13 protein-coding genes are annotated in these 25,860 nt (G+C 46.3%); 8 read left to right on the top strand and 5 right to left on the bottom strand.

What is annotated here, in order from left to right; all coding sequences use genetic code 11:
- Positions 1-1,252 precede the first annotated feature (1,252 nt).
- The 3 genes from FTD44_RS03705 (at position 1,253) to FTD44_RS03715 (ending at position 10,977) form a co-directional block, all read left to right on the top strand.
- Positions 1,253-4,918 (top strand): beta strand repeat-containing protein, encoded by a 3,666-nt coding sequence (locus tag FTD44_RS03705; protein WP_222165208.1) that lies wholly within the window; start codon positions 1,253-1,255, stop codon positions 4,916-4,918.
- Between the two features lie 95 nt (positions 4,919-5,013).
- The gene (locus FTD44_RS03710) at positions 5,014-5,733 is read left to right on the top strand and encodes a hypothetical protein (protein ID WP_222165209.1); all 720 of its coding nucleotides are present in this window, start codon (positions 5,014-5,016) and stop codon (positions 5,731-5,733) included.
- Positions 5,734-6,447: 714 nt separating this feature from the next.
- On the top strand, positions 6,448-10,977 hold the full coding sequence (locus FTD44_RS03715) for an Ig-like domain-containing protein (RefSeq protein WP_222165210.1): 4,530 nt from the start codon (positions 6,448-6,450) through the stop codon (positions 10,975-10,977).
- Between the two features lie 58 nt (positions 10,978-11,035).
- On the opposite strand, the gene FTD44_RS03720 is transcribed toward FTD44_RS03715, so the two are convergent.
- Both FTD44_RS03720 and dinB read right to left on the bottom strand, forming a co-directional pair.
- Complete coding sequence (locus FTD44_RS03720) at positions 11,036-13,975, bottom strand: DNA polymerase III subunit alpha (RefSeq protein WP_222165211.1); 2,940 nt, start codon at positions 13,973-13,975, stop codon at positions 11,036-11,038.
- Positions 13,965-15,134: a DNA polymerase IV gene (gene dinB / locus FTD44_RS03725; protein WP_222165212.1), complete on the bottom strand. Its 1,170-nt coding sequence runs from the start codon at positions 15,132-15,134 to the stop codon at positions 13,965-13,967. Before dinB ends, FTD44_RS03720 begins: the two co-directional genes overlap by 11 nt.
- A gap of 67 nt (positions 15,135-15,201) precedes the next feature.
- Here dinB and FTD44_RS03730 point away from each other — a divergent pair, with 67 nt between their 5' ends.
- The gene (locus tag FTD44_RS03730; RefSeq protein WP_222165213.1) at positions 15,202-16,017 is read left to right on the top strand and encodes an XRE family transcriptional regulator; all 816 of its coding nucleotides are present in this window, start codon (positions 15,202-15,204) and stop codon (positions 16,015-16,017) included.
- 46 nt (positions 16,018-16,063) lie between these two features.
- On the opposite strand, the gene FTD44_RS03735 is transcribed toward FTD44_RS03730, so the two are convergent.
- Positions 16,064-17,089 (bottom strand): NAD(P)-dependent alcohol dehydrogenase, encoded by a 1,026-nt coding sequence (locus tag FTD44_RS03735; RefSeq protein WP_222165214.1) that lies wholly within the window; start codon positions 17,087-17,089, stop codon positions 16,064-16,066.
- 302 nt (positions 17,090-17,391) lie between these two features.
- Between FTD44_RS03735 and FTD44_RS03740 the strand changes: the two genes are divergently transcribed.
- The 4 genes from FTD44_RS03740 to pdeM are packed head-to-tail and all read left to right on the top strand — an operon-like array spanning position 17,392 to position 23,084.
- On the top strand, positions 17,392-18,387 hold the full coding sequence (locus FTD44_RS03740) for a ligase-associated DNA damage response exonuclease (protein ID WP_222165215.1): 996 nt from the start codon (positions 17,392-17,394) through the stop codon (positions 18,385-18,387).
- Positions 18,388-18,397: 10 nt separating this feature from the next.
- Positions 18,398-19,978, top strand: coding sequence for an ATP-dependent DNA ligase (locus FTD44_RS03745; protein ID WP_222165216.1), 1,581 nt, complete (start codon positions 18,398-18,400; stop codon positions 19,976-19,978).
- Positions 19,978-22,440 carry a ligase-associated DNA damage response DEXH box helicase gene (locus tag FTD44_RS03750; RefSeq protein ID WP_317196823.1) on the top strand — a complete coding sequence of 821 codons (2,463 nt, stop codon included), beginning with the start codon at positions 19,978-19,980 and terminating at the stop codon, positions 22,438-22,440. Before FTD44_RS03745 ends, FTD44_RS03750 begins: the two co-directional genes overlap by 1 nt.
- On the top strand, positions 22,437-23,084 hold the full coding sequence (pdeM, locus tag FTD44_RS03755; protein ID WP_222165217.1) for a ligase-associated DNA damage response endonuclease PdeM: 648 nt from the start codon (positions 22,437-22,439) through the stop codon (positions 23,082-23,084). The genes FTD44_RS03750 and pdeM overlap by 4 nt, the downstream gene beginning before the upstream one ends.
- An 85-nt stretch (positions 23,085-23,169) precedes the next feature.
- Here pdeM and FTD44_RS03760 read toward each other — a convergent pair whose 3' ends face one another.
- Positions 23,170-24,609 (bottom strand): exonuclease domain-containing protein, encoded by a 1,440-nt coding sequence (locus tag FTD44_RS03760; RefSeq protein ID WP_222165218.1) that lies wholly within the window; start codon positions 24,607-24,609, stop codon positions 23,170-23,172.
- A gap of 252 nt (positions 24,610-24,861) precedes the next feature.
- Positions 24,862-25,602 (bottom strand): dienelactone hydrolase family protein, encoded by a 741-nt coding sequence (locus FTD44_RS03765; protein ID WP_222165219.1) that lies wholly within the window; start codon positions 25,600-25,602, stop codon positions 24,862-24,864.
- Positions 25,603-25,860 lie beyond the last annotated feature (258 nt).

Below are 25,860 nucleotides of genomic sequence, written 5' to 3' on the forward strand. Positions count from 1 at the left end.
AAAAATACAAGTTCATATTTACATACAATTCCTATAGGATGTCTTGTCTTAAGCGGATCAAAGATAGAAGTAGTATAGTATGACTTCAGCCAAACTGTATGTAAGCAAAATGTTATTATGTTTTTTTTGAATATAAATAATACAACTCAATTGCTCATGAATTATAGTTAATCGCATATAAGGAATTAAAGAATCGTTAATGGTATGAACCCTACACTTTTCTTAATTCCTTACACATTATTTTTTTTACCATAAAAGTATTTGGCTACAAATGAGGATTGTATATGTACCTTCTGCTATGGCAGAGCCGATGATAAGTAAGAGCTAAAAGCAAATAAAGTGATTACTGCATAGGGTCTTAAAGCCTATTGCAGCAGCACTGAAGACTGTAAACAATGATCTGTACAGAATATATCTTAACCCTGCAGATGGCTATGATATAAACATACCCGGATGCTAAGCAGTGGTATCGATTAAGGAAGAAGATATAATGGGCAAAGTAATGAATAGGGGAAAAAGCAATGATGATGAAGGCTGCCAGCAGATTTGTATCAGTACGCAGCACCTGAAACCTGTTGGATACAATGTAGAGATGAGCATCAGCGAAAAATATCCGTTCAAAAGCTTGCTATTTCAAAATAAAATTGTAAATTATTACTACAGCTGTGTAATAATTGTACTACAAGAGCATCCTCTTCCCGGGATGCTCTTTTTATATCATTTGGCTTCAAATGCAGTACCAACAAGATTTTACAGCATTTTTACCCTTGTAGTAACACATTACGAAAATCTGCACTTTTTATAGACCAATAGAAAATCCCTATTCCATAAGTTGCTCAGAATCAAATAAAAGGAATAGCTTTGCACCCAACCACCTATACCGGAAAAAGCCAATTAAGATTTAATTGAGTAATATTTCCCACTTTCTAACAAAGTAGCCTGAAAATACCCGCAAAGGCAGGTAATATTAAGGCGACTGTAGTGCAAACATACCATAACTGTTCTGTGTACTGTTCCAGTATACGAATAGCATGACTATGTTATCACACCTGGCATGCCCAAAAGGAAGGTTCAGCATTTACCTGATTCGACCTGGTCTTGATTCCGGAGCAGTAATTACTTTCTGAAAGACAAAATATCTGTTTTGAGCGGCAGATATGGTGATAGAAAAGATACATCTACATGTATTTTAATTGCAGTTTATACAAACGCATATCTATTTATAAAAAAGTTTTTTATCACTAAAAGAGTTATGAAGAGAGCACTTTTACAATTTTCAGGCTCTGCCATATTACTGGCAGGAGCCCTGGTCTTCGGTACCGCTGAGACGGCCTGGACCCAAGCCCCAACTTCCTTAAGTTATCCGGCTACAAACGTATTTATTGCCAATGTAAGCAATGTGTACCTGGCACCCAACCTCGCGGGAAATGCAGCCAGCTATACCATTTCTCCGGCATTACCTGCAGGTTTAAGCTTCAACACCAATACCGGTGTAATCAGCGGAACCCCTACTGCAGCCAGTGCAGCAACAAGCTACACAGTTACTGCAATCGGTACCAATGCATCGCAGACCACGTCTACGACTACCAGCATCCAGGTTACCAACAACTATTTCAACAATAACTATGCTGTAGTAAGCTTTACCAACACTTCGGTGATCAATGGTACTACCGGCGCGGCTATTACGAACCTGAGCACTCCGGGTACCGGTACTGCTGCAGGCGATGTGATAGTATACCGTGGCGTAGCTACATTAAGCGGACAAGCAATTGACTGTATCGTAAAAACGGTATCGGTTACTTCCGGAACAACCTTCTCTGCTTACGATCAGGAAGCTCCATCGGGTAGTAACTACAGCAGCAATGATCCTAAATTCTTCTCACCACAAGTATCTTTCCCATCCAGTGCAAGCGGTGGTGGTAGTATCCAGTATAACTTCCAGTTTATTCTTGGTGGTTCTTACAGCACTACAACCAAAACAGGTACAAATGTTGTATTACAGAATGTAAAAATCAATACATACGATATCGATGGTAATGGAACTTCTGGTTCTAACCAATATAACGAATTCGGTGGCTTCACTACAAGTGAAGTAGGTAGCGCGACCACGCTTGAGCCGGCAGTATATAATGCTACTACAGGCCTTACTACATACAGATCTTCTATCTCTAGCAACTCGCCAGTAGTAACCGACGATCCTACCCGTGCCCGCGTAACGTATAACAACATCAGTGATTTCAGTGTACGTGTAGGTGGTGCAGGTACTGCATACTTCTTCATCGATTTCAGTGCAGGACCAGCATTTTCTACTGCTGTAGAAACAGACGTACCAAGCGTAGACCTGAATACAGGCCAAATCGGTGTAAACAATTTCGGTACCGGTTGTGGTACTAATATGAACTTTACCGCAAGCGGCCAGACTAACATTACACCGACTACCGGTTCTAACCTGAGCAGAATGCAGGTAAGCTTCCCTACTGCGGAAATCCTGAATGGTACTAACGAGCGCCTGATTGTAAACGGTGCGACCAGTGGTGGTACCCTGGCATTAAGTTCAGATATCGCTGCAACTACTGTAGCATTAGGTGGTGTTACCTATAATGTTGTTTCTACCACTGCAAGTGGTGTACGCACAATCGTATTCGACAAAACGAACTTTACTATTGCACAGGCAGAAGCCTTACTGGATGCCCTGCAATATAATAACAATGCAACGACACCGTCTTCCGGTTCCCGTAACTTTACGGTAAATGTACGTAACAGTGCTTTCCAGAGCCCTAACGCAATCATGACCGCTACCCTGAACTGTGTATCGATCAGCGGTAATGTATTCCATGATGTAAATGCGCTGGTAGATAATACCGTTAATGCAACCGGTACTGCAGGACAATTTACAGCAGGCAGCCTGTATGTGGTACGTGTAAATCCTACCAACAACCAGGTTATTGATGCACAACCAATCGCAGCAGGCGGTGCTTATTCTTTCGGTACAGTAACTCCTGGTAACTATAACCTGTATGTAAGCACAACTAACCCTACAGCAGGTACTACCTTCACCGCAGCTACATTCCCTACTAACTATATCGCAACTGGTGAAAACTTAGGCGCTACAGCTGGTACTGATGGCCTGACCGATGGTAAACTGACGGTAACAATCGGTTCTCAGAATATTACTAACGCAAACTTTGGTTTACAGATTCCTCCTACTACAAGCAACAGCACAATCAACAATATCGCCAACCCTGGTGGTTTCAATGGTTATGTTATCCCTAACGGTACTTTCGTAACTAATGATGCTGATGGTGTGATTGACAGTATTATCATCAACAGCTTCCCTACCGGTGCTAACTATATCAAAATCGGTTCTACTGTATATACCAATGGTGGTAACTGTCCTCCGCAGTCAAGCTGCGTTGCATGGCCTGCTGGTGGTGTAGTGGTTCCTTTTGCTTCTGGTAACCCGGTTCCTGCAATCTCTGTAGATCCTACACAGGAAGGTACTGCTTCTGTAGTAATCAACTTCTCTGCATGGGATAATGGCCGCAGCCTGAGCAATGCAAGCAATGTAACCCTGAACTTTATCGGTACTTCTTATTATAACGTAAGCGGTAATGTATGGAACGATGCAAACGGTAACGGACAAAGAGGTGGTACAGAAAACCTGGTGGCTCCTGTTGATGCCGGACAAACTTTATATGCTGTACTGGTTCAGGAAAACAATACTTACTCTGGTGCTCCAACGATCCTGGCTTCTGCCGCAGTAAATGCGACTACCGGCTATAGCTTCACTAACGTACCTGGCGGTAATGACTATACCATCCGTATCGTAGCCCGTACAACGGCTCCGGTATCCGGTGCTGCAGCAACAACTGTTCCTGCTAACCTGGCTACTAAATGGACTGGTGTAAGCACTAATGCTAACGGAACGATCACAAGCGGTCTGAATACAAACAACCTGGGTATTTCACTGCCAGCTTTAAATGCAACCAAAATCAACCAGAACTTCGGTATCGAACAAGCTCCTGATGCAACAAATGTAAACACAACTATTCCAGCCCCTTCAGTAGGAACACTGCTGACACTGAATGGTACTAATCCTTCTTTACCGGTTCCTCCGGCTACAGACCAGGAAGATGGTACATTGGCTTCAGGTGCAACATTCACTGTAGTTTCTTTACCTCAGTTCACTACCCTGAAATATAACAATGCTAACGTTACTGTAGGTCAGCGTATCGACAACTTTAACCCTTCACTGTTACAGATCCAGATCACCAGCAGTACTGTAGGTAAAACAGGAACTTCATTCCAGTTCAACTACCGCGATGCCGCTAACGTACCTGGTCCGAATAATGCTACATATACTATTACCTGGAACACTCCGCTTCCGGTACAGATGGGTGCTTTCAATGTGACTAAAACAGGCGAACAAGTAAACCTGAACTGGATCACTTACACTGAAACACAAAACCGTGGCTTCTCTGTAGAACGCAGTGAGAATGGCCGTGACTGGAATACTTTAGGTTTCGTAGCTTCTGCTGCTGAAAACGGTAACAGCAATGCTAAACTGTCTTACAGCTTCGATGATAAAACACCAGTAAACGGTGTAAACTATTACCGACTGAAACAAACTGATGCTGATGGCAACTATGCTTACAGCGAAGTGAAAAAGATCAGCTTTACTACTGAAAATACAGTAAGTGTATATCCTAACCCTGCAGTTGATTATGTTTATGTAAATGTTGCAGACTGGACAAAAGTAACAACAGTAACTATTCTTGATGTTCAGGGCCGCGTGCTGATGAGCAGCAATAATGCAAGCCAGGGTATCTCTTTATCCGGTTTAGCAAAAGGTAGTTACATACTGCAGGTGAAACAAAGCAACGGACAAACATCCAGCTTCAAATTCATCAAATCATAGTCTTTTCTGATTTCTCATAATTCTTAAGGGTGTTGCCTTCGTGGCGACACCCTTTTTTTATGTCCTATATAAAGGCATTTACTTATTTTTGAAATATGTATTTCAGACGCAGCCTTATCAGTACCACTATTGTTATGTGCACCTTAATTTCCTGTTCTCAGGCACAGGATCGAAAAACCATTGATCAGATATTTTATGAAGTCAGTGGCCCCGTAAAGACGATGACAGAGCGGCAAGACATGACGCATATGGCTGCTTATTCAAAAGATACTTCCTACAGTATATACTACTTCAGTCCCAAAGGAGATCTGAGCAAAATTGAGTTTTACAATTCTTTTCATGAAGACAAACCTGGTGTAGCCACTATCGGAAACATCACCTACTTCAAAAAGCAACAAGGCGACAAACGATTTTACACTAAAATCCAGGCAGATAATAAGTTCGCAACAGAATTCTACACCCTGCAAAAGGTGAATGCGACTACGCTGAAATACTGCCTCAGTGCAGCAATGGGTAAGGATACCATGACAAAAGTGTTCACCCTGAACAAGCATAACCGCTTCACACAATCTGTTTCTTCCGGCAGAGTCTACCGCTTTGCAGCTACTAAAAAGCTGGATTACTTTTATGATGAACAGGGCAAACCGGAAAGAATTATAGTTACCGATACGGAAACAAAACAATCTGTTGAAGCGACCTTGAAAAATGTCACTTACGATCAATATGGTAATATGTTGCAGGGCACCTATACAGACCCGGACAATAAGACTGTATATACGATCAATCGTTCCTATACCTATTACACGGCTCCCTGAAATGTGTACAGCCTGCTTAAGTTAATTATAGTTAATCCGTAAAATCATACCTCAAAAACTTCCTAATTTTACGTCTGCCGTATGAGTGTGGACGGGCTTATTAATATAGCGAAACTTTTACATAAGACGCTTATTTATATGTTAATAATCAGGTAAAATACCAACTATCATATCATATACGGCGTCTTACTTCATGAGCAATCAAAAGGAAGATGAGATGAGATCAGCAAAGCGAGAATATATAAGTAACCATTGCAGACAAAGAGCATATGAACAGATCGTAAAGCGACTGTAGATACTTCTGTATCCGACAACAACAAACCTACCATGCACTTTACATACTCGCCGCAGGCAGTATGACTGTCCATAACCGATCCCACCCATGTTGCGCATACACCGGCATAACATGAAGCTTAAATGAAACAGTAGCAGGATGTTTTTCCTGTCCGGGCAATAATATATTGAGGCGGGCCCTCTCTATTGCCTGTGCAAGCACCTTAAAGACAAAACAAAATCAGAAACTCAGTATCTGATATACTTCTTCAGGAGTATATCGGACGGAGTATTCATGTCCAAAAATAAATTACATAAACTGATAACGGGGGGAAGCCGAAAACCATTTTAGAGTAGGCAAATTGTCATTTATCTTCTATGAATTATTTACGTTTACGGTGCTTAAGAAGTATACAATACATACTGCTATTGTACTTCAGCATGATTAGTGTGCAGCTGCAGGCGCAGACTGTGCAGATCGGGACCGGGACAGACGTTCCGGCGAACACGCTCTACAGTCCTTTGTACCGGTATACTGCCACCTCTACCACAAATGGCAGCAGGAGCAATATTATCTATACCCAGGCAGAGCTTGCAGCTGCAGGGATCACCACAGGTGCGGTCATTACAGAGATTGCATTTAATAAAGTAAATACTGCAAACTTCGTTACCCCGGCGGGATACACCGTATACATGGGTAATACCACAAACAATCCTCCGCTAAGTACAACCACTACATGGGCTTCTATTATGACATCTCATGTACAGGTATATACCAATGCGGCTTATAACATACCTTCTGCACCAGGCTGGGTACCAATTACCCTGACCACTCCGTTTACCTATACCGGAGGATCACTGGAGATTGCGACACAAACAACAATGGTGGGTAATGGCGGAGCCACAGATAAATTCCAGTGGGAATATACTTCTGGCCTGGCCGGTTCTGTGATTGGTGTTGCCTCTGCAACAGGCGCGACGCTGAACGGTACTGTGGCCGGTTATAAACATCGTCCGAATATTAAAATCACATTTAATGCAGGTACCGCCTGTGTCAATCCGGCTACGCCTGGCACCGCCAGCAGCAATGCTACCGGAACCATTTGTCCGAATACACAGGTCAGCCTTTCCCTAACCGGTAACAGTACAGGGAGCGGCATCACCTTTCAATGGCAGAGTTCTCCGGATAATATTACCTATACAAACATTGGTACACCACAACCCGGTTCTGCACTGAATGTAAACCCTGCAGCCACTACCTGGTACCGTTGTGCAGTAGTATGCTCCAATGGCACTCCTGCTTACTCCAATGCGATTCAGGTAAATGTAAATCCCGGACTGAACGGCACCTATACGATTAATAATGCCAACCCTACGGGTGGTACCAACTTCAATAGCTTTACCGATGCTGCTACTGCACTGAGCTGTGGTATTACCGGACCGGTAACCATCAATGTGGTAGCAGGTTCCGGACCTTATACAGAATATTTCTACCTGAACAATATTCCGGGATCCAGCGCCACCAATACCGTCCGCATCAATGGTAATGGTGCTACACTGCAATACAATAATACAGCAACAGAACGCCACCTGGTTATCCTCAATGGTACTAAATACCTGAGACTGGATAGCCTTAAATGCCTTGCCCAGAATGCGACATACGGTATAGGCCTTGCCATCACCGGTGGTGCTGAAAATGATAGTGTAACCAATTGTACTTTTGACATCAGCTCGGTAACCAGCACCGCACTGGCCAATTCAGCGGGTCTCATATTTACCGGTTCGCTGACCTCTTCTACAGGCGCAGGTGTCAATGGTAGTAATTGCTATATTTATAATAATAAGATTTTAGGAAATACAGCTGCAGGTGGTCCTTATTATGGAATGACGATTGCCGGCACCAGCAATAACAACATCATTAAGAACAACCTCGTACAGAACCACCATTTCTACGGTATCTATACCAATGGCGGAGAGAATAACCTGATCGAAGGCAATGAACTGAACCGTGCTACAAAAACAGATGTAACTACTTTCTATGGTATCTATACCACTGGTACTACACCAGGTTTGAAGCTCAGCGCTAATAAGATACATACTCCGGGCGGTACAGTGGTCGGATCTATCTCTGCTGTATATATGATATACCTTGGGGGTGATGGTACTGCGGCCAATCCTGTTTTAGTATCCAACAACCTTATGTATAATGTTAACCAGGGTGGCCTGATCTATGCAATCTATGTCACAACCGGTACTTATAACAAAGTATACCACAATACTGTGGACATCGCAGACATCAGGACCGGCACATCGAACAATGCGGGTATTTATGCCATCGGAACCAATACCGGTACCACATTCTACAACAATAATATCTCCATTACCGGTGGTACTACCGGCACTAAATATGGCACTTATTTCAATACTGCCCTTAGTCTTGAAGATGCACAGAAAAATAATATCTACCTCAATTCTTCGCAGACAGGAGACCAGGTATATTCTTTCCTGACTACAGACTTCCCGACACAGACTGCATTCCATGCTTCATTCCCTGCGTATGAAGTAGGATCGCCAACGGTAAATCCGGGTTATGTAAATCCAGCAGCGGGTAACTTTGCCCCATCAAATTATGCCGTAATAGGAACCGGTAAAAACGTATTTGCAGACGTGGATGCAGACATCAATGGTACTGCACGTTCTGCAGCACCAACTATTGGCGCGGTTGAAGTACCACCGACCAATACCAATGATGCAGCAATGGTAAGCATGCTGCACCCTGAGGGTCATATGTGTGCTACCACAACACCGCTGGAAGTTGTACTGCGCAATGCAGGTACGAATAATATTACGACCATGCAGGTAAACTGGAGCCTGAACGGTGTTACCCAAACACCATTCACCTACAACAATACCTTAGTTCCAAGTACCGCTACAGGTCAGTTTATGGATACGGTAGTGATCGGAAATGCGAGCCTTGCAGCCGGTCTTAATACGATCCGCGTATGGACTTCCATGCCTAACGGAGTGGCTGATGCCAACCCGCTTAATGATACACTGCTGACGACATTTACTACGGTTGATTTTGTAGCCAGCACATTATCAGATACGATTTGTCCTACCGGATCTACGATCATCAACCTTGCTCCTGCTACCGGTTATGCAGCCGGTGCACTTGAGTGGCAATCGTCTCCAGATGGTGCTACATGGACCAGCATTACCAATGCCAATGCAGTAGATTATGTAGTATCTGCAATACCGGTTACCACACATTACCGGGTTAAGATCACTAACAATAATGTGGTTTGTTATTCTAATACACAAACGATTGAGATCAAAGATGTAAATATCCTTACAACCACTGCAGCAGAACGATGCGGACCGGGAACCCTTATCCTGGGCGCTACTGCTAATGCCGGTACACAGATCAAATGGTATGATGTGGCAACAGGCGGTACGCCATTAGGCACCGGAAACCAGTTTACCACACCTTTTATAAATATGACCAGGACTTATTATGTGACCTCTGCTACTGCAGGTGGCATGGGTACAGTTGGACCTGTAAGCCCTGCTGCCGTAGGCACTGCAGGTGGTGGTACGGCTTCTGCCTATACTACTTATCACATGGCCTTCAATGTACTGGCACCGACTACCCTGCTGTCTGTTGACATTTATCCTACAGCAGCTATCGGCTCCAGCAGCAGCATCGTGATCCAGAACAGTACCAATGTGGTGATTGCGACTATACCTTACACAACTACAGTTACCGGCGGCAACACAGCACAGACTATTCCGCTGAATATTACCCTGCCTGCCGGTACGGCATATAAAATGGGACAGCAAAATCCTATTGCTTTATACCGTAATACCAGTGGGGCATCTTATCCGTATACATCCAATGTGATCAATATCATCAGCAATAACTTTGATCCTGGTTACTTCTACTATTTCTACAACTGGAAATTCTCCTCTGACTGTGAGAGCAGCCGTATACCTGTTGTGGCTACGGTTAATGAAAATCCTTTGGTAGACCTGGGTGATGACATTGATACCTGTATCAATGCAGGTACAACCCTGACCCTGGATCCAGGCACTCAGCCTGCAGGCAGCACCTTTGCATGGGACGACAACTCTAATGCCCCTACCCGTGAAGTAAGCCAGGACGGTGCTTATGCAGTTACAGTTATGAACACAGAAGGCTGTACCGCCAGAGATACTGTACATGTAAACTTCAAATTACGCCCGGTAGTAAATCTCAGCGCCAGCGACACCTCAATCTGTATCGGGGCTACTACTTCCCTGGATGCAGGCCCTGACGGAGAGAACGGAGGAGACTACTACTGGACTACCGGTGCCACGACAAGACTGCTTTCTGTAAACCATGCCGGTACATACACTGTATTTGTAACCAGCAACGAAGGCTGTCTGACCAGCGATACGGTAACAGTTGTAGAGAACGGTTATGCACCTACGGTAAACGGTATCCTGGCCCTGGCCAACAGTCCTATGGGCTTTGATTTCTCTGCGGTAAATCCACAGAATGTACTCACGTATGAATGGGATTTCGGAGATGGTACTGCAGTAAGTAACCTGGCTACACCAAGCCACACTTACGCTACCGGTGGAGTATATACAATAAGATTAAAAATCAACAGTACCTGTGCTGAAATTACGGACAGCTCTACGGTATACATCGTAGGTACCGGCACCCGTGATCTGAGCCTGGACAAAGATGCCATCAAACTGTATCCAAATCCGGCACAGCATGACCTGGTTATAGAAACCGGCAACGATCAGTTATTTGTGCAGAAGATGATCATCTATAACAGCCTTGGACAGGAAGTATATCGCCGCGACAATCTTAAAGAAGCTTCATACAAAATATCTGTAGAAGACTTTGTATCGGGCACATACATGATCCATATTCAAACGAATAAAGGAAGTACTTCCCGTAAATTTAATGTGATAAAATAGTGGAGTAAAAAGTGCAGATTAATGATAAAGGCAGCCTTAGCGGCTGCCTTTTCTTTTTTTATTCACTTCGTGGATCGGCTTTCAGCGGCATCTTCGCACAGCGGAATATTTCCAGTGCAGGATATCCGAAATCCAATACGACCTTTCCTTCCAGCAAATACAAACCGGCTCCTCTTAACGGATAATGGCCCAATGTCTGCGGAAAATGAACGGTATCAAAAAAGGTGCCTTCCTCATCAAAGAAAGTACCGAATTTCATATAACTCTTCTGACGCGTCTGTACTGTTTTATCAGCCACAAAATCTCCCACGATGCGGATCGTTTTCCCTTCAAAGGCCACCAGTTCTGCTGCACGGCAATCGCCCCGGTAAGGAGAGCGGGCCAGGTCAAACATACTGCCCGATACGGTAAAGCCCATCAACTCCAGCTCATCATAATAATCTTCCAGCACAGAACTTTCCAGCTGGGGCAATACAGGCTTTCGGCTCAGCGACTCAAACAGTACCATTCCTTTCTGCTGCTCTTTCTGGCTGCCGCTCAGTAACAGATGTGCTTCCCAAAGCAGTTCCTTCTTTCCCGCATCCAGAAAACGAAATGCACCTGTACGGATCAGTACCACCAGCTGATCCAGCCAGGCACCGGTTCTGAGTACAAAATTATCCAGACTCGTATACGGTCCGTTCTGGATTCTTTCCTCCGGGATCTTCCGGGCCAGCCGCGCCTCCAGGTTCAGCAAGCCATCAAAACCCAGGTAAATATCTTTATCATAAATCGTGGTATTGAACACACTCTTATTCACACAAGGCAGGCATATATTGGCTCCTGCCCGACGGGCTTCGGTTACATACACTTTACGGTTATAAAAACCACCATAGTTGTTCAGTACACTCACCATAAACTCCAGCGGATGATAGGTCTTCAGGAATAAACTCTGGTAACTCTCTACCGCGAAAGAAGCACTGTGCGCTTTATTGAAAGAGAAGCCTGCAAAGCTTTCCATCTGTTTCCATATCGTCAGGCTGGTTGCTTCCTCGTATCCTTTTGCACTACAGTTTTCAAAAAAACGTTCCCTTATTTTAACCACCTCATCCCAGTGCCGGTATTTACCAGACATCATCCTGCGCAGTACATCGGCATCAGCCATGTCCAGCCCCCCGTATGCATTGGCAATCTTCATCACATCTTCCTGGTATACCATTACTCCGTACGTTTCTTCCAGTTGTTCTTTAAATACCGGGTGCGGGTACTGCACCGCTCCGGGATCATGATGACGCTTAATATACTCGGCCATCATACCCGAAGAGGCTACGCCCGGCCGGATGATGGATGAGGCTGCAACCAGCGTCAGGTAATTATCACATTGTAGCTTGGAAAGCAACTGCCGCATAGCGGGACTCTCTATATAAAAGCAACCGATGGTATTGGCACTTTTTAACTGCGCTACAATTTCAGGATCAGTAAAAAAGCGTTTAGGATCATCGGTACTGATGATTACTCCTTTGTTCTGCCGCACCAGTTCCCGGCAATCTTTAATGTGACCAAGCCCGCGCTGGCTGAGGATATCGAATTTTTCGAAACCTATATCCTCAGCCACGTACATATCGTATTGTACAGTGGGTAAGCCTTTGGGTGGATAGTCCAGGGCAGAATAGCAGGTCAGCGGCTGCTCCGAGATCAGTACACCGGAAGCATGAATCGTACGCTGATTCGGGAAGTCGGCCATACGGTTGTACACACTCAGTATGGTATTCGTAATCTCATTTTTGTTCAGCATATGCTCCGGCTCCATCACCAACCGGTCTATATCTCCCTTGGGCAGGCCATATACTTTTCCCAGCTCACGCAGGATACTGCGCGAGCGAAAGGTACTCATGGCGCCCATCAGGGCCACATGCCCTTCCGGATATTTGGTAAACATGTATTTATAAATCTCATCCCGCTCATTCCAGCAGAAATCAATATCAAAGTCCGGCGGATTCTTACGCTTCGGATTCAGAAACCGTTCAAAGGGCAGGTGCAGGGCGATCGGGTCCACATCGGTAATGCCCAGACAATAAGCCACTGCAGAATTAGCGCCAGAGCCCCGTCCAACATAGTGAAAACCCCGGCTGCGCGCATGATGGCAGATATCGTTTGTAATCAGGAAATAAGCCCCGTAATACTGTCCTTCGATAATCTCCAGTTCCCGTTTGATCCGTTCCTGTGCAAGCATATCAGAAGCACCATAACGCCGCTCCATTCCTTCCATAGCATATTTCAGTAGCAACTCCTTATCGGCATAGCGGTCTCCGGTAAAGGATTCTTTATTTTTGATTTGCTTAAAGTCCATCTCAAAAGAGCATTGCCACAACAGCCGGTTTGTATTGGCGAGGAGTAGCGGCAGTTCTTTATATAATTCCCATAGTTCATTTTTATGGATCAGGACTTCTTTTGCACTGGCTACCTGCTCCGGCTCCAGCTGGGAGATGAGGATATTATTATCGATCGCGCGCAGCTGGCGGTGCAGCATGTAATCACCTGAAGCAAAGGTGACCGGTGCCAGGATTACATATCGCTCATGATGACTCTTAGGCTCCAGCACAATGCGGTTACGCTCTTCGGGACGGATGCCGATATATTCATACTCTCGCAGGTCTTTAACGGCAATACTTCCGTAAGGATAGATGATGAATACTTCATTGAATTCCGGGGCCCGTTCCGGCAGGCGTATATTCAGTTTATTAGCCTCGGTACGAAAGGCATTGATCTCTTGAAAACCGGATGTATTGCGGGCTACAGCGATGTACAGCAACTGATCTCCGTTACGGAATTCCATTCCGGCCAGCACATGCAATCCTTTATCTTTCCCCTTGATGATAAAATCGGCCACACCACTGCTGTTATTAATATCGGTCAGCACGGCACTGTCATACCCGGCTGCAATGATTCTATCGACCAGTTCATCAAGGCTGAATGTACCATAGCGCAGGCTGAAATTGCTATGCAGATTAATGAGCATATTTCGGATTTTTAAGATCAGGAACACAGATGCCTTTCTGGATATAATCCGTGCCAAAGCGCTTACGGACCTGGTCCATAGCCTGCATCAGGTGAATCTCTTCCATCGTATCATTAAAGATATCGATCTGGTAACTGCCCGTGATGAGGTTACTAAGCTTGACTCCGATCAGGCGAATGAGCATACGTCGGCTATATAGTTTTTTAAACAGCTCCAGTACTTTTTCTGCGATATGCTTATCGGAATTGGTATACGGGATCTTCACCTGCTGGGTATGGGTATCGAAATTAGAGTAGCGGATTTTGAGGGTTATACAGCCTGCTAATTTTCCATCCCTCCTCAGTTCAAATGCCAGGGCATCGACCATACCGGCCAGGGTTTTCCGCAGGCGATCCATGTCAATGGTATCTGCCTCAAAGGTATTTTCTTTACTCATCGACTTCTGATCACGGAAAGGCACAACCATGCTATTGTCCATACCATTGGCCTTGTTCCAGATCGTCACCCCGTTCTCGCCCAGCACCTGTCGCAGGGTAAAGACCTCCATCTGCTGCAGGGTATGTATTTTAGAGATGCCCATATTACGCAGGGCCGTATAAGACTTCTCTCCCACCATAGGAATTTTGCGAATGGAAAGCGGCGCCAGGAAGTGTTTTTCCATCCCATCCGCTACCTGCCTTTCCCCGCAGGGTTTAGCCTCTCCGGTAGCGATCTTGCTTACGGTTTTATTGACCGACAGGCCAAAGCTGATGGGCAGACCTGTTTCTTTCATAATACGGGCACGCAGTTCCTGCGTCCATTTCCAGCAGCCGAAAAAACGGTCCATACCCGATATGTCGAGGTAATGCTCATCGATACTGGCCTTCTCCACTACCGGCGCACACTCCTCAATGATCTCAGTGACCGTATTGGAAAATGTACTGTAGAGATCATGATCACCCCGTACCAGTATGGCATCGGGACATAACTGCCGTGCCAGCTTCATAGGCATAGCAGAGTGTATCCCGAATTGACGGGCCTCATAACTACAGGAGGCCACCACAGCCCGGTCACCTGCTCCCCCGATCAGTACCGGCTTACCCTCAAGGTCACTATTGAGCAACCGCTCTACAGATACAAAAAAGGTATCCAGGTCACAGTGTACAATATGTCTGTCCATCACATATCAATTTTATTTGCTACATTTGTTACTATTAATAACAATACTACGATACCAATAATAACAAATGAATCATACAACGCAAAATATATTTTTCAACACCAACCTGAAATATCTGCGGGAACGCAAGAAACTGAACCAGGAAAAACTGGCACAGATCCTTGCTATTACCCGCTCTAAGCTGGCCGCACTGGAGGCCGGAACGACCAAGGCGCCACCACCCGAAGACTATGTTAATATTTCTGCATTCTTCCATATCAGTATAGATACCCTGCTGAAGATTGACCTCCGCAAACTGGGAGAATTTAAGGTAAGGGAGCTGGAAGCGGGAAATGATATTTATATCAAAGGCGGAAACCTGCGGGTACTGGCGGTATCGGTTGATCGCGCAGATCATGAAAACGTGGAGTACGTACCGATCAAAGCGCGTGCCGGCTATGCTTCCGGAGGCTACAGCGATCAGGAATATATAGCAGAATTGCCCAAATACAATATTCCAAATCTGCCCAGGACCGGCACCTATCGCACCTTCCCGATTACAGGTGACTCTATGCTGCCCTTTCCGGACGGCACCGATATTACCGGGCGTTTTGTACAGGACTGGCATACACTCAAACCGGGCACACTGGCTATAGTGGTATTGAGCGGTACGCAGGATATTGTCTTTAAATCCATCACCATGAGCGAAGAGGGTAATCTGGAATTCCGCTCCCTGAACGAGTTATATGAACCCTATATTGTTCCTGCAGGTGAGGTAAGGGAGATATGGGAATACTATGCGTATACAACCAGGGAGGTCCCCAAAGGCACAGCAGACATGGATCGCGTACTGAATGCCCTGGAAGAGATCAAATCGATAGTGCTTACCAAAACAAAGCGCTGATGAAATTCATCAGCGCTTTTATCAAAATCCAAAACACAATTTTCATTTAAGGAATCAGCACAGCACGTCCTTTGATCTGACCGTTGCGCAGCTTATCGTATACGGCTACGGCCTCATCCAGTTTGTAGCGCTCTACTTCAATATGAATTTTTTGCTGACGGGCCAGGCCTACGACCTCTATCAGTTCGGCACGGGAACCCCAGTAAGGATTGGTCATACTCACCCCGAAAGGCATACCCATCATATTGTACTCGTAATGTCCACCACCCAGGCCGACAATCGTCAGGTCACCATCCAGGCCTACAATTTTAGTACCCAGCTCGATAGTCGATGTGGCACCCACAAAATCAATGACTGCTTTCGCTTTCTGAATGCCTGTGATCTTCTGTATTTGCTCTGCCGCATCGCTGTCTTTGGAGTTTACGGTATAAGATGCACCCAGTTCTTTGGCAAAATCCAGGCGCTCCTGGGTAATGTCGCAGGCGATAATGGTAGAACCGGTCATCTCTCTTAAGATCTGTAAAGCCACATGGCCTAAGCCTCCTACACCAATCACGACAACAAACTCATCCGGCATTAATTTAGGTAAAGAACGTTTGATCGCAGAATATGGTGTCAGCGCCGCATCGGTAAGCGGAGCCGCAATTACGGGATCCAGGTCATGGATGGGCACCAGCAGCCGGGAAGAGGGAACCAGCATATAGTCCGCCATACCGCCATTCAAGCCCAGTCCGCCGCCAAAAGCCATTTCAGACTGGTGGTCACAATAGTTTTCTTTAGATTGCTGGCAAGGCTTACAGTGTCCGCAGCCCCATGGACCATAGACCAGCACTGCATCTCCTTTCTTGTAATCTTTTACTGCCGGGCCGACTTCTTCTACCCAACCTGCATTTTCATGCCCGAGGGTAAAGACTGTGCCGGAAACAATTCCTTCATCAATAATGTGCAGGTCTGAGTGACAAACACCCGCTCCTCCGATCTTCAGCAACACTTCATCTCCAGTCGGGGTAGGCTTTTCCAGGTCATTAACAACACGGACATCTTTATGTCCGAAATAGCGTACTGCTTTCATAAAAAATAATATTATAAGTGATGAAATACGATCATTTACTTTTCATCATCCAACCTATAGAACTCATATACCGGGCGGCACAAATGGACAAAGTGAGGTTTAAGCAGCTTGTCTTTAAAGGTACAAAATTCATTTGTTTACTAATGTTAAAATCGGTGTATACCAGCCATTTATACCGAAATAGTTTAGATCATTAGCCATCGTATGCCGGTATCTTTTTATCATAATTTTAAGTGCCGGATTCCTATCACCATGAGAAATAATAAGTACATTCATGGCAACAATTAATCCGACACCACTATATGCTGCAATTCACGCCTAAAGGTATATTGTGTGTTCCCGGAGGCTTCTACATCGACCCCTGGAAACCGGTTGATCTGGCTGTCATCACACACGGACATTCAGACCATGCCCGCTGGGGCATGAAAAAATACCTCTGCCATCACTACACTGTACCGATCCTAAAAAGCCGTCTGGGCACTGATATTGCTGTGCAAGGCATCGCTTACGGCGAACCGGTAACCATCAATGGTGTACAAGTATCTCTGCACCCTGCAGGGCACATCATCGGTTCGGCCCAGGTACGCATGGAATACAAGGGATATGTGGTGGTGGTCTCCGGCGATTACAAGGTGCAGGATGATGGCCTGTCCGACCCGCTGGAGATCCTGCGTTGCCATGAGTTTGTTACAGAAAGCACTTTCGGATTACCCATTTACAACTGGCAGAGCGTAGCAGCTCAGCATACTCAGTTGCAGGAATGGGTAGCCGGTAACAGGGCCAATGGCAAGACTTCGGTATTCATTGGTTACTCACTGGGCAAGGCACAGCGTATTATGAAAGCATTGGAGGGTGTAGCGCCTATACATGTACATTACTCCATTGCGGTACTAAACCAGGCTTACGAAAGTGCAGGCATCCATTTACCGGATTATACAGTCGCCGATCTGCAGGAGGATGTCAAACACCTGGCACAGGATATTGTCATCCTGCCCCCATCCTTACTGGATGCGCAGGTAACCCGCAAAATACCGGATATGGCTAATGCGATCTGCTCCGGCTGGATGCAGGTGCGCGGGGCACGCCGCTGGCGCAGTGCCGATGCGGGTTTCGCGATCAGCGATCATGCCGACTGGCCCGGCCTGCTCGATACGGTTAAAGCAACCGGGGCGGAGAAAGTATATGTAACCCACGGCCAAACGGCTGTATTTACTAAATACCTCAACGAAACCGGGATCGCAGCGGAAGAAGTCACTACCCGCTTCGGAGAAGAAAAGGAATCTGTTGAACCTTCATAACCGGCCTGCTATGAAAACTTTTGCAACACTGATCAATGCACTTGACAGTACAAACAAGACCAATCTTAAGCTGGAAGCGCTGATGCATTTCCTGGCAGAGGCAGAGGAGGGTGATAAAATGTGGCTACTCGCGCTTTTCACCGGTAAGCGGCCCAAACGTAATGTCAATACAGCTTTGATGCGACAGTGGGCTATGGAGATTGCCGGTATACCGGAATGGCTCTTTCTGGAGTCTTACAGCTCTGTCGGTGATCTGGGAGAAACTATATCCCTGATTTTACCCGCACCGGAGCAGTATACCGAACGCTCTTTATCGGAATGGATGCAGCAGATTGCCACGCTGGGCAAGGCAACAGAAGCAGAGAAGAAAACCTTTGTAACAGAGGCCTGGCGCAGCCTTACACATACCGAACGATTTATTTTCAACAAATTACTGGGCGGTAGTTTTCGCCTGGGTGTATCGGCCCAGACCCTGATCAATGCCCTGGCCCGGTATTATAACATGGAGGCCAATGCCGTTACCCATAGCATTATGGGCGACTGGCAGATGGGAACAGTAACGTTCGATGAGCTGGTACAGGGCGCTTATACCGATACACAATTATCCAAGCCTTATCCCTTCTGCCTGGCCTATCCGCTGGAGAAAGAACCGGAAGAACTGGGGCCTGTACAGGACTGGCAGGTAGAGTATAAATGGGATGGCATCCGCGGGCAATTGATCAGAAGAAATGATGAAGTATTTATCTGGTCTCGGGGCGAGGAACTGATCACAGAGCAGTTCCCGGAGATCAAAGCAGCCCTCTTGCAATGGCCGGTCAATGTTGTGCTGGATGGGGAATTACTGGTATTCAAAGACGGACAGGTCCTCAATTTCAGCGCACTGCAACAGCGGCTGAACCGGAAAAATATCAGTGCTAAAATGCTGCAGGAATTGCCGGTTGTATGTTTCGTTTATGATCTGCTGGAGCTGGATGGGAAAGACTTACGCAGCCTGCCCATAAAAGAACGGCGGTCCATGCTGGAAGCGTTGTTGCGACAGTATCCCGGCGGACCATTAATGCTATGCCATACGATCGCAGCAGCCGACTGGGAAGTACTGAAATCTATACGCCAGGAATCACGTTCGGTCAACAGCGAGGGCCTGATGCTGAAACATAAAGATTCGCCGTACCATACCGGCAGAAAGAAAGGAGACTGGTGGAAATGGAAGATAGATCCATACACCATAGATGCCGTGCTGATTTATGCCCAGAAAGGAAGCGGCCGCAGAAGTGCATACTATACCGATTATACTTTTGCTGTACGCAAAGGTGATGAGCTGGTCTCTATTGCCAAAGCCTATTCCGGACTTACAGATAAGGAGATACAGGAAGTGAACCGCTACATCAACCAGCACGCGATTGAAAAATTCGGGCCGGTGCGTACGGTAAAACCGGAACTGGTATTTGAGATTGCATTTGAAGGCATCAGCTTCAGCAACCGGCACAAATCCGGTGTGGCCCTGCGTTTCCCCAGGATTGCCCGATGGCGGAAAGACAAGACCGCCGCAGAGATTGATGATATAGAAGAAATCAAAAAAATGATCCGTTAGTGAGCAAACGCTTAATCCATACACAGGGCTACAGCATCGTGGCCGAATGGATGCAGGCCAAAGGCAATACTGCATTCAGCTTCCAGAAGGAGGCCTGGCAGGCGTATGCCGATGGGTATAGTGGTATGATTGTGGCGCCAACCGGATTCGGCAAAACCTTCTCGGTATTCCTGGGTGTGCTCATCGATTTCATGAATCACCCGGAGGCGTATAAAGACGGACTGAAACTCTTATGGGTTACTCCTTTGCGGGCATTGGCCAAGGACCTTTCCCGCGCGATGCAGGAGGCTATAAATGAGATAGGGCTGGACTGGACGGTAGAGGTGCGCAACGGAGACACGGACATTAAGCAAAAAGCAAGACAGAGCCGCATGATGCCGGATATACTGATCGTAACTCCCGAAAGCCTGCACCTGCTGCTGGCACAGAAGGGCCGCGAGCGTTTCTTCAAAACCCTGAAATGTATTGCTGTTGATGAATGGCATGAATTGCTGGGTGGTAAAAGAGGGGTTATGACGGAACTGGCACTGGCCTATCTCAGACATGTTTATCCGGACATCCGCACCTGGGGCATCACTGCTACTATAGGCAACCTGGATGAGGCGATGGAGGTATTGCTGCCACATACCGATCGCAAAAAGAAGATTACGGCCAAAGAAAAGAAGAAGATAAAAATTATACCGGTATTCCCGGATGAGGTAGAGGTACTGCCCTGGGCGGGGCATCTCGGAGCAAGGCTGGTATACCAGGTGGTACCGATCATCAACCAAAGCCGCTCCACCATTATATTTACCAATACCCGCAGCCAGAGCGAGGCCTGGTACCAGCTACTACTGGATGCCTATCCCGATTTTGCGGGACTGCTGGCCCTGCACCACAGCTCGATAGAAGGCCAACTAAGACAATGGATCGAAGATAGTTTGAGTAGCGGATACCTGAAGGCTGTAGTGTCTACATCCTCCCTCGACCTTGGTGTAGATTTCAAACCGGTAGATACCGTGGTGCAGATTGGCTCCAGCAAAGGGGTTGCGCGGTTTATGCAAAGGGCCGGCCGTAGTGGCCACTCCCCTTTTGAAGTATCGACTATCTATTTTGCACCGACGCATTCGCTGGAATTGATTGAAGCAGCAGCACTCAAAGAGGCCGTCAAAACGCAGACAATTGAGCACAGAGATCCTATGGTGCTGACCTTTGATGTGCTGGTACAATTTCTCATTACACTGGCCCTGGGCGGTGGTTTTAAGGAAGAGGATTTATTTCCGGTTATCCAACAAACCTTCGCTTTTTCTGAGATGACAGAAAGCGAATGGCGCTGGTGTATTGATTTCATCACTACTGGCGGTACTATTGGTGCAAACTATGAGGAGTATCATAAAGTGGTCCGGCGAGAAGATAATATGCTGGTGGTAACCAGCCGGCGTATTGCGATGCTACACCGGATGAATATCGGTGTGATTGTGAGTGACGCAATGATGCGGGTGAAATTCGTATCTGGTGGCTATGTCGGCATGATCGAAGAATATTTTATTTCCAAACTGAAAGCCGGCGATAAGTTCCGGCTGGCGGGCCGGGTGCTGGAACTGGTGCGCTCTAAGGAAATGACGGTATATGTACGGTCCTCTTCCGGCAAGGCCATTACGCCCAGCTGGCTGGGGGGCCGATTGCCCTTAAGCTCTAACCTGAGCTACTTCCTGAGACAGAAACTGGCACTGGCCCGCAATCCTGATCGCAGCGAAAAAGAGCTAAGATTCCTGAAACCCTTGTTTGACAAACAAAGCGCACTGTCGCACATCCCGGCCGAAAATGAGTTCCTGGTCGAGTCCATTAAGACAAGAGAAGGTTTTCATTTATTCATGTACCCTTTCGAGGGGCGTCTGATCCATGAGGTGATGGCCGCACTGGTGGCTTACCGCATCAGCCGCTACTACCCGATCAGCTTTTCTATGGCGATGAACGATTACGGATTTGAATTGTTTTCCGATTCGGAAATCAAACTGGATGAGGATCAGCTAAGGGAGATACTGAGTACCGATCACCTGATGGACGATGTGTTTACCAGCATTAATGCGACGGAAATGGCCCGGCGCAAATTCAGGGATATTGCAGTGATCTCCGGCCTAGTAATACAAACCTATCCCGGTGCACAGAAAAGCAATAAATCATTACAATCCTCTTCCGGTCTCATGTTCAATGTGTTTGAAGAGCACGATCCCGGCAATCTCTTATTGCGACAGGCTTATATGGAAGTATTTAACCAGCACCTGGAGGAGCATCGGCTCATTGCTACATTCAAACGGATCAATAAGAGTACCATTATTTATAAAAGTATGAACAGTTACTCTCCGCTCAGCTTTCCCATAAAGGTAGACAGCCTGCGCCAGTCCCTGACCAGCGAAGACCTCAATACCCGTATACAGAAGCTGCAACAGAGCGGGGTACGCAGCCCGAAAAAAAGAAGATGAGACTGATAGAGCAAAGCATTCCTGTATTGCAGGAGCAATTTATTTTAACCAACCAGGCAGCACTTTTCTGGGAGCGGCAAAAGGCACTGATCCTGTCGGACCTGCACTTGGGCAAGGCGGCACACTTTCGCCGTAATGGTATTGCCATGCCGGTACAGCTGGCCCTGCAGGATCTGGAGCGGCTGGATACCCTGATTCATCATTTTGCGGCAGAGCAGGTAATCGTTGTGGGCGACCTGGTACATGCCGGGGCCAATAAAGAGGTACCGCTGTTTACGGCATTGACGCATAAACACGAGCAGGTATCCTTTACCCTTGTCCGTGGTAACCATGACCGCCTATCTGAAGATCAGTTATGGGCTATAGGTATACAGGAAGTCTATGATGAACTGAATATAGAGGGCATTACCTTTTCGCACGATGCAGTGCAGTACCCTGTACCATTTGTAGTTTCAGGCCATATTCATCCAGGTGTAGATATTATGTTCCATACCAGGCAGCGTATGCGCTTCCCTTGTTATGTAGTCACTCCACACCAGCTGATCTTACCGGCCTTCAGCCGCTTCACCGGTCTGGATACGGGCCGTATGCCAGCCGGGGCCACCTGCTATGCATTTTATAAAGAAGGTATTTTTACGGTGTAAAGATGTACGGCACACGCGAGGTCATGTACCGAGAGATGAGTGCCCTTTTAAAGTAATGAATCTTGTTTCCTGAATGCGGACTTATTTAGAATAACAGGCCGGCGCGCTCTGGCAAAACATATGTTTCTGCAGCCTTATGCTGTGGTATGAGGCTTTTCACTTTGGCGGGATGTTTTGCTGCATGCAGATGAATCAGCTGCATCATGTAATGATTGCCATAATAGCGTTTCAGCGTAGCACGCAGGTCTTCAAATGTAGTAAACTGTACATGCTCATCGATATAGCCCATGGCATAAAAATGGCCGCGTTCTACCCATATACAACTTTGTTCTCCTGCTGCCCTGCCCTTGTCCAGTATGGCAAATGAAGGTTGCTGCTCGTGCCAGCCTGCAATAGCCAAGTCTACCTTTTCATTATGTTCCTGCATGTCCGGCAGTTCCTCTTCTTCCGGCATATCTACCATATGTTTTACATAAGATGCCTTTCCGAATTTGCAGAAGCGAAAATCAAGCTGATAGGTCTCGGCCAGTGTACGCAGCATTTTTACACCATCATATTCCCGGTTAAATACAGCAATTGAGGGCTGTCCCTTGGCCAGTTTACCAATAGCCAGGTATTCATAGCCATTCATAGCGGTATAACGGAACATGCCGTACTTAGGCTCGAATCGTTTCAGGGCGCGGTTATACGCAGGCCACAGCCTTTTGATCTCTATACATTCCAGCAGCAAGGCCATCAACTCAGTCGCACAGGGTTCAAAAGAAATGCTATGTATCTCGCGCAGGAAATGCTGCCGCTGAGGATTAATGTTATGGCCGGTAAAGTGCTGAATGACCCTTTTCTTCAGGTTGACGGCTTTGCCTACATATATGGCTTTGCCGGCATCGTTATGGAAATAATATACGCCGGGGCACTGGGGTAACTGCTGTACATATTCCGGGGCCAGGTTAGGCGGCAGGCGCTGATCCGGGGCACTTTTCTTAATCATGCCTTCTATGATCTTATCAGTATCCCAGTCCAGTAATTTATGAAACAATATCGCTGTCGCAGTGGCATCGCCCCCGGCACGGTGACGGTCTGTGATAGGTACATCGAGGCTATCGCAGAGTCTGCCCAAGCTGTAAGAAGGCAGGCCCGGTCTTATTTTGCGGGCCATGCGCACGGTGCAGAGCTTTGGCGCGGACCAGTCATACCCTTCTTCTTCTAACTGATGCTTGACGAAGGAATAATCGAAATTTACGTTATGGGCTACAAATACCCGGTCTTTCAATAAGGCATAAACGACCGGGGCAAGGTCACCGAATACCGGTGCATCCTTTACCATTTCATTATTAATGCCGGTGAGGGCAAAGATATAATAGGGAATGTCTTTTTCGGGATTGATGAGTGATTCCCATCTTTCGAGTTCGTTTGTACCATCATGTATAATAATGGCGATCTCGGTCATACGGCTACCGCGGGCATTTCCTCCGGTAGTCTCAATATCTACTATTGCATATTCTGTTGCACGCTTGCGCTTCGCCATACTTCACTATTTCTTTTTATTCCTTTGCTGATGCGACTTAGGGCACAGGATCAATGTGCCTTCGTCTGTATTGTTCTGCTCCATCTCCGATCCTCAAAAAGTACAGATTTCCGGCTTTACCTGATGGATGCGCAGTGTTCAAAGTTATTCTTTTTTTATATACATATTCCCACTCATCTGTGGCGGTATCTCTGTAATAACTACAGGGCCGCAATCGGGCAGACAGCAGATCGGGTGTTCATAGTTTTTTACTTAATGCAATATTTCTTTTAAGAATAATAAGGTGTGCTGCCAGGCTCTTTTAGCCATCGTTTCGTTATAGTCGGGAGACTTAGGATCAGTGAAGGTATGCTTACTATGCGCATAAGTGATCAGCTGCCAGTCGGCCCGACCCTCGTTCATTTCAGTGACCAGGTTGACCAGATCCTGTGGCTGCACGCTTTTATCTTCTGCCGGATGCTCTACCAGTATTTTGGTATTGATAGGTCCGTTCGGACGGTCCGCAGCCTTAGCCAGTCCACCATGTATAGACACCACTCCCACTACAGGAAAGCCTGCACGGGCCACTTCCAGCGAACCGCTGCCGCCGAAACAAAACCCGATTACGGCTATTTTTTCAGGCAGGGCACCTTCTTTCTTTAACTGATCCAGCGCGAGACTGATGCGGTGCTGATAGGCTGCATAATCTTGTTTATACTTTCCGGCTATTGCTGATGCTGCAGTATTATCTGCCGGCACATTTCCTTCTCCGTAAACATCTGCAATAAAGGCTATATATCCTTGCTGCTGCAATGCCAAGGCTGCCGCGCGGGCTTCTTCGTCAATTCCTTTCCAGGCAGGAAGGATCAATACTCCGGGCAGTTTCTTCCCGGCATTTACGGTCACCTCTCCTTTCAGGGCCTGGGTACCATCGGTATAGCGAACCGCTTTCAGCTGTGCTTCGGCAGATAAGCCGGAAATGAGGATAGCAGCCATGAGTAAAAGCTTTTTCATGTAGAAATATTATTTGATATAAATGCTTTGTAAAGATACCAAAGTCCGGAGCAACAAATTCGTTAAACCTTCATTAGCATTACTCCTGTTTCTTTCCACATTTTACGGTGTAGAAAATTCCAGATTGGGTATTGTTTTTCTACACCAAATCATGCATTATGATATATAATCAATTGATTATCACATAAAATTCAATTTGGAATGATATTGGCATATGTACCTGTAATCTTATAAATTTTAACTATTAAAACTTAAACT

Source organism: Edaphocola aurantiacus (genome assembly GCF_019797745.1).
Lineage (GTDB): Bacteria > Bacteroidota > Bacteroidia > Chitinophagales > Chitinophagaceae > Edaphocola > Edaphocola aurantiacus.

What these genes read in the sequence shown, in the direction of transcription:
- FTD44_RS03705 (WP_222165208.1), top strand. Translation starts at nt 1,253, where the DNA reads ATGAAGAGAGCACTTTTACAATTTTCAGGCTCTGCCATATTACTGGCA.
- FTD44_RS03710 (WP_222165209.1), top strand. Translation starts at nt 5,014, where the DNA reads ATGTATTTCAGACGCAGCCTTATCAGTACCACTATTGTTATGTGCACC.
- FTD44_RS03715 (WP_222165210.1), top strand. Translation starts at nt 6,448, where the DNA reads ATGATTAGTGTGCAGCTGCAGGCGCAGACTGTGCAGATCGGGACCGGG.
- FTD44_RS03720 (WP_222165211.1), bottom strand. Translation starts at nt 13,975, where the DNA reads ATGCTCATTAATCTGCATAGCAATTTCAGCCTGCGCTATGGTACATTC.
- dinB (WP_222165212.1), bottom strand. Translation starts at nt 15,134, where the DNA reads ATGGACAGACATATTGTACACTGTGACCTGGATACCTTTTTTGTATCT.
- FTD44_RS03730 (WP_222165213.1), top strand. Translation starts at nt 15,202, where the DNA reads ATGAATCATACAACGCAAAATATATTTTTCAACACCAACCTGAAATAT.
- FTD44_RS03735 (WP_222165214.1), bottom strand. Translation starts at nt 17,089, where the DNA reads ATGAAAGCAGTACGCTATTTCGGACATAAAGATGTCCGTGTTGTTAAT.
- FTD44_RS03740 (WP_222165215.1), top strand. Translation starts at nt 17,392, where the DNA reads ATGCTGCAATTCACGCCTAAAGGTATATTGTGTGTTCCCGGAGGCTTC.
- FTD44_RS03745 (WP_222165216.1), top strand. Translation starts at nt 18,398, where the DNA reads ATGAAAACTTTTGCAACACTGATCAATGCACTTGACAGTACAAACAAG.
- pdeM (WP_222165217.1), top strand. Translation starts at nt 22,437, where the DNA reads ATGAGACTGATAGAGCAAAGCATTCCTGTATTGCAGGAGCAATTTATT.
- FTD44_RS03760 (WP_222165218.1), bottom strand. Translation starts at nt 24,609, where the DNA reads ATGGCGAAGCGCAAGCGTGCAACAGAATATGCAATAGTAGATATTGAG.
- FTD44_RS03765 (WP_222165219.1), bottom strand. Translation starts at nt 25,602, where the DNA reads ATGAAAAAGCTTTTACTCATGGCTGCTATCCTCATTTCCGGCTTATCT.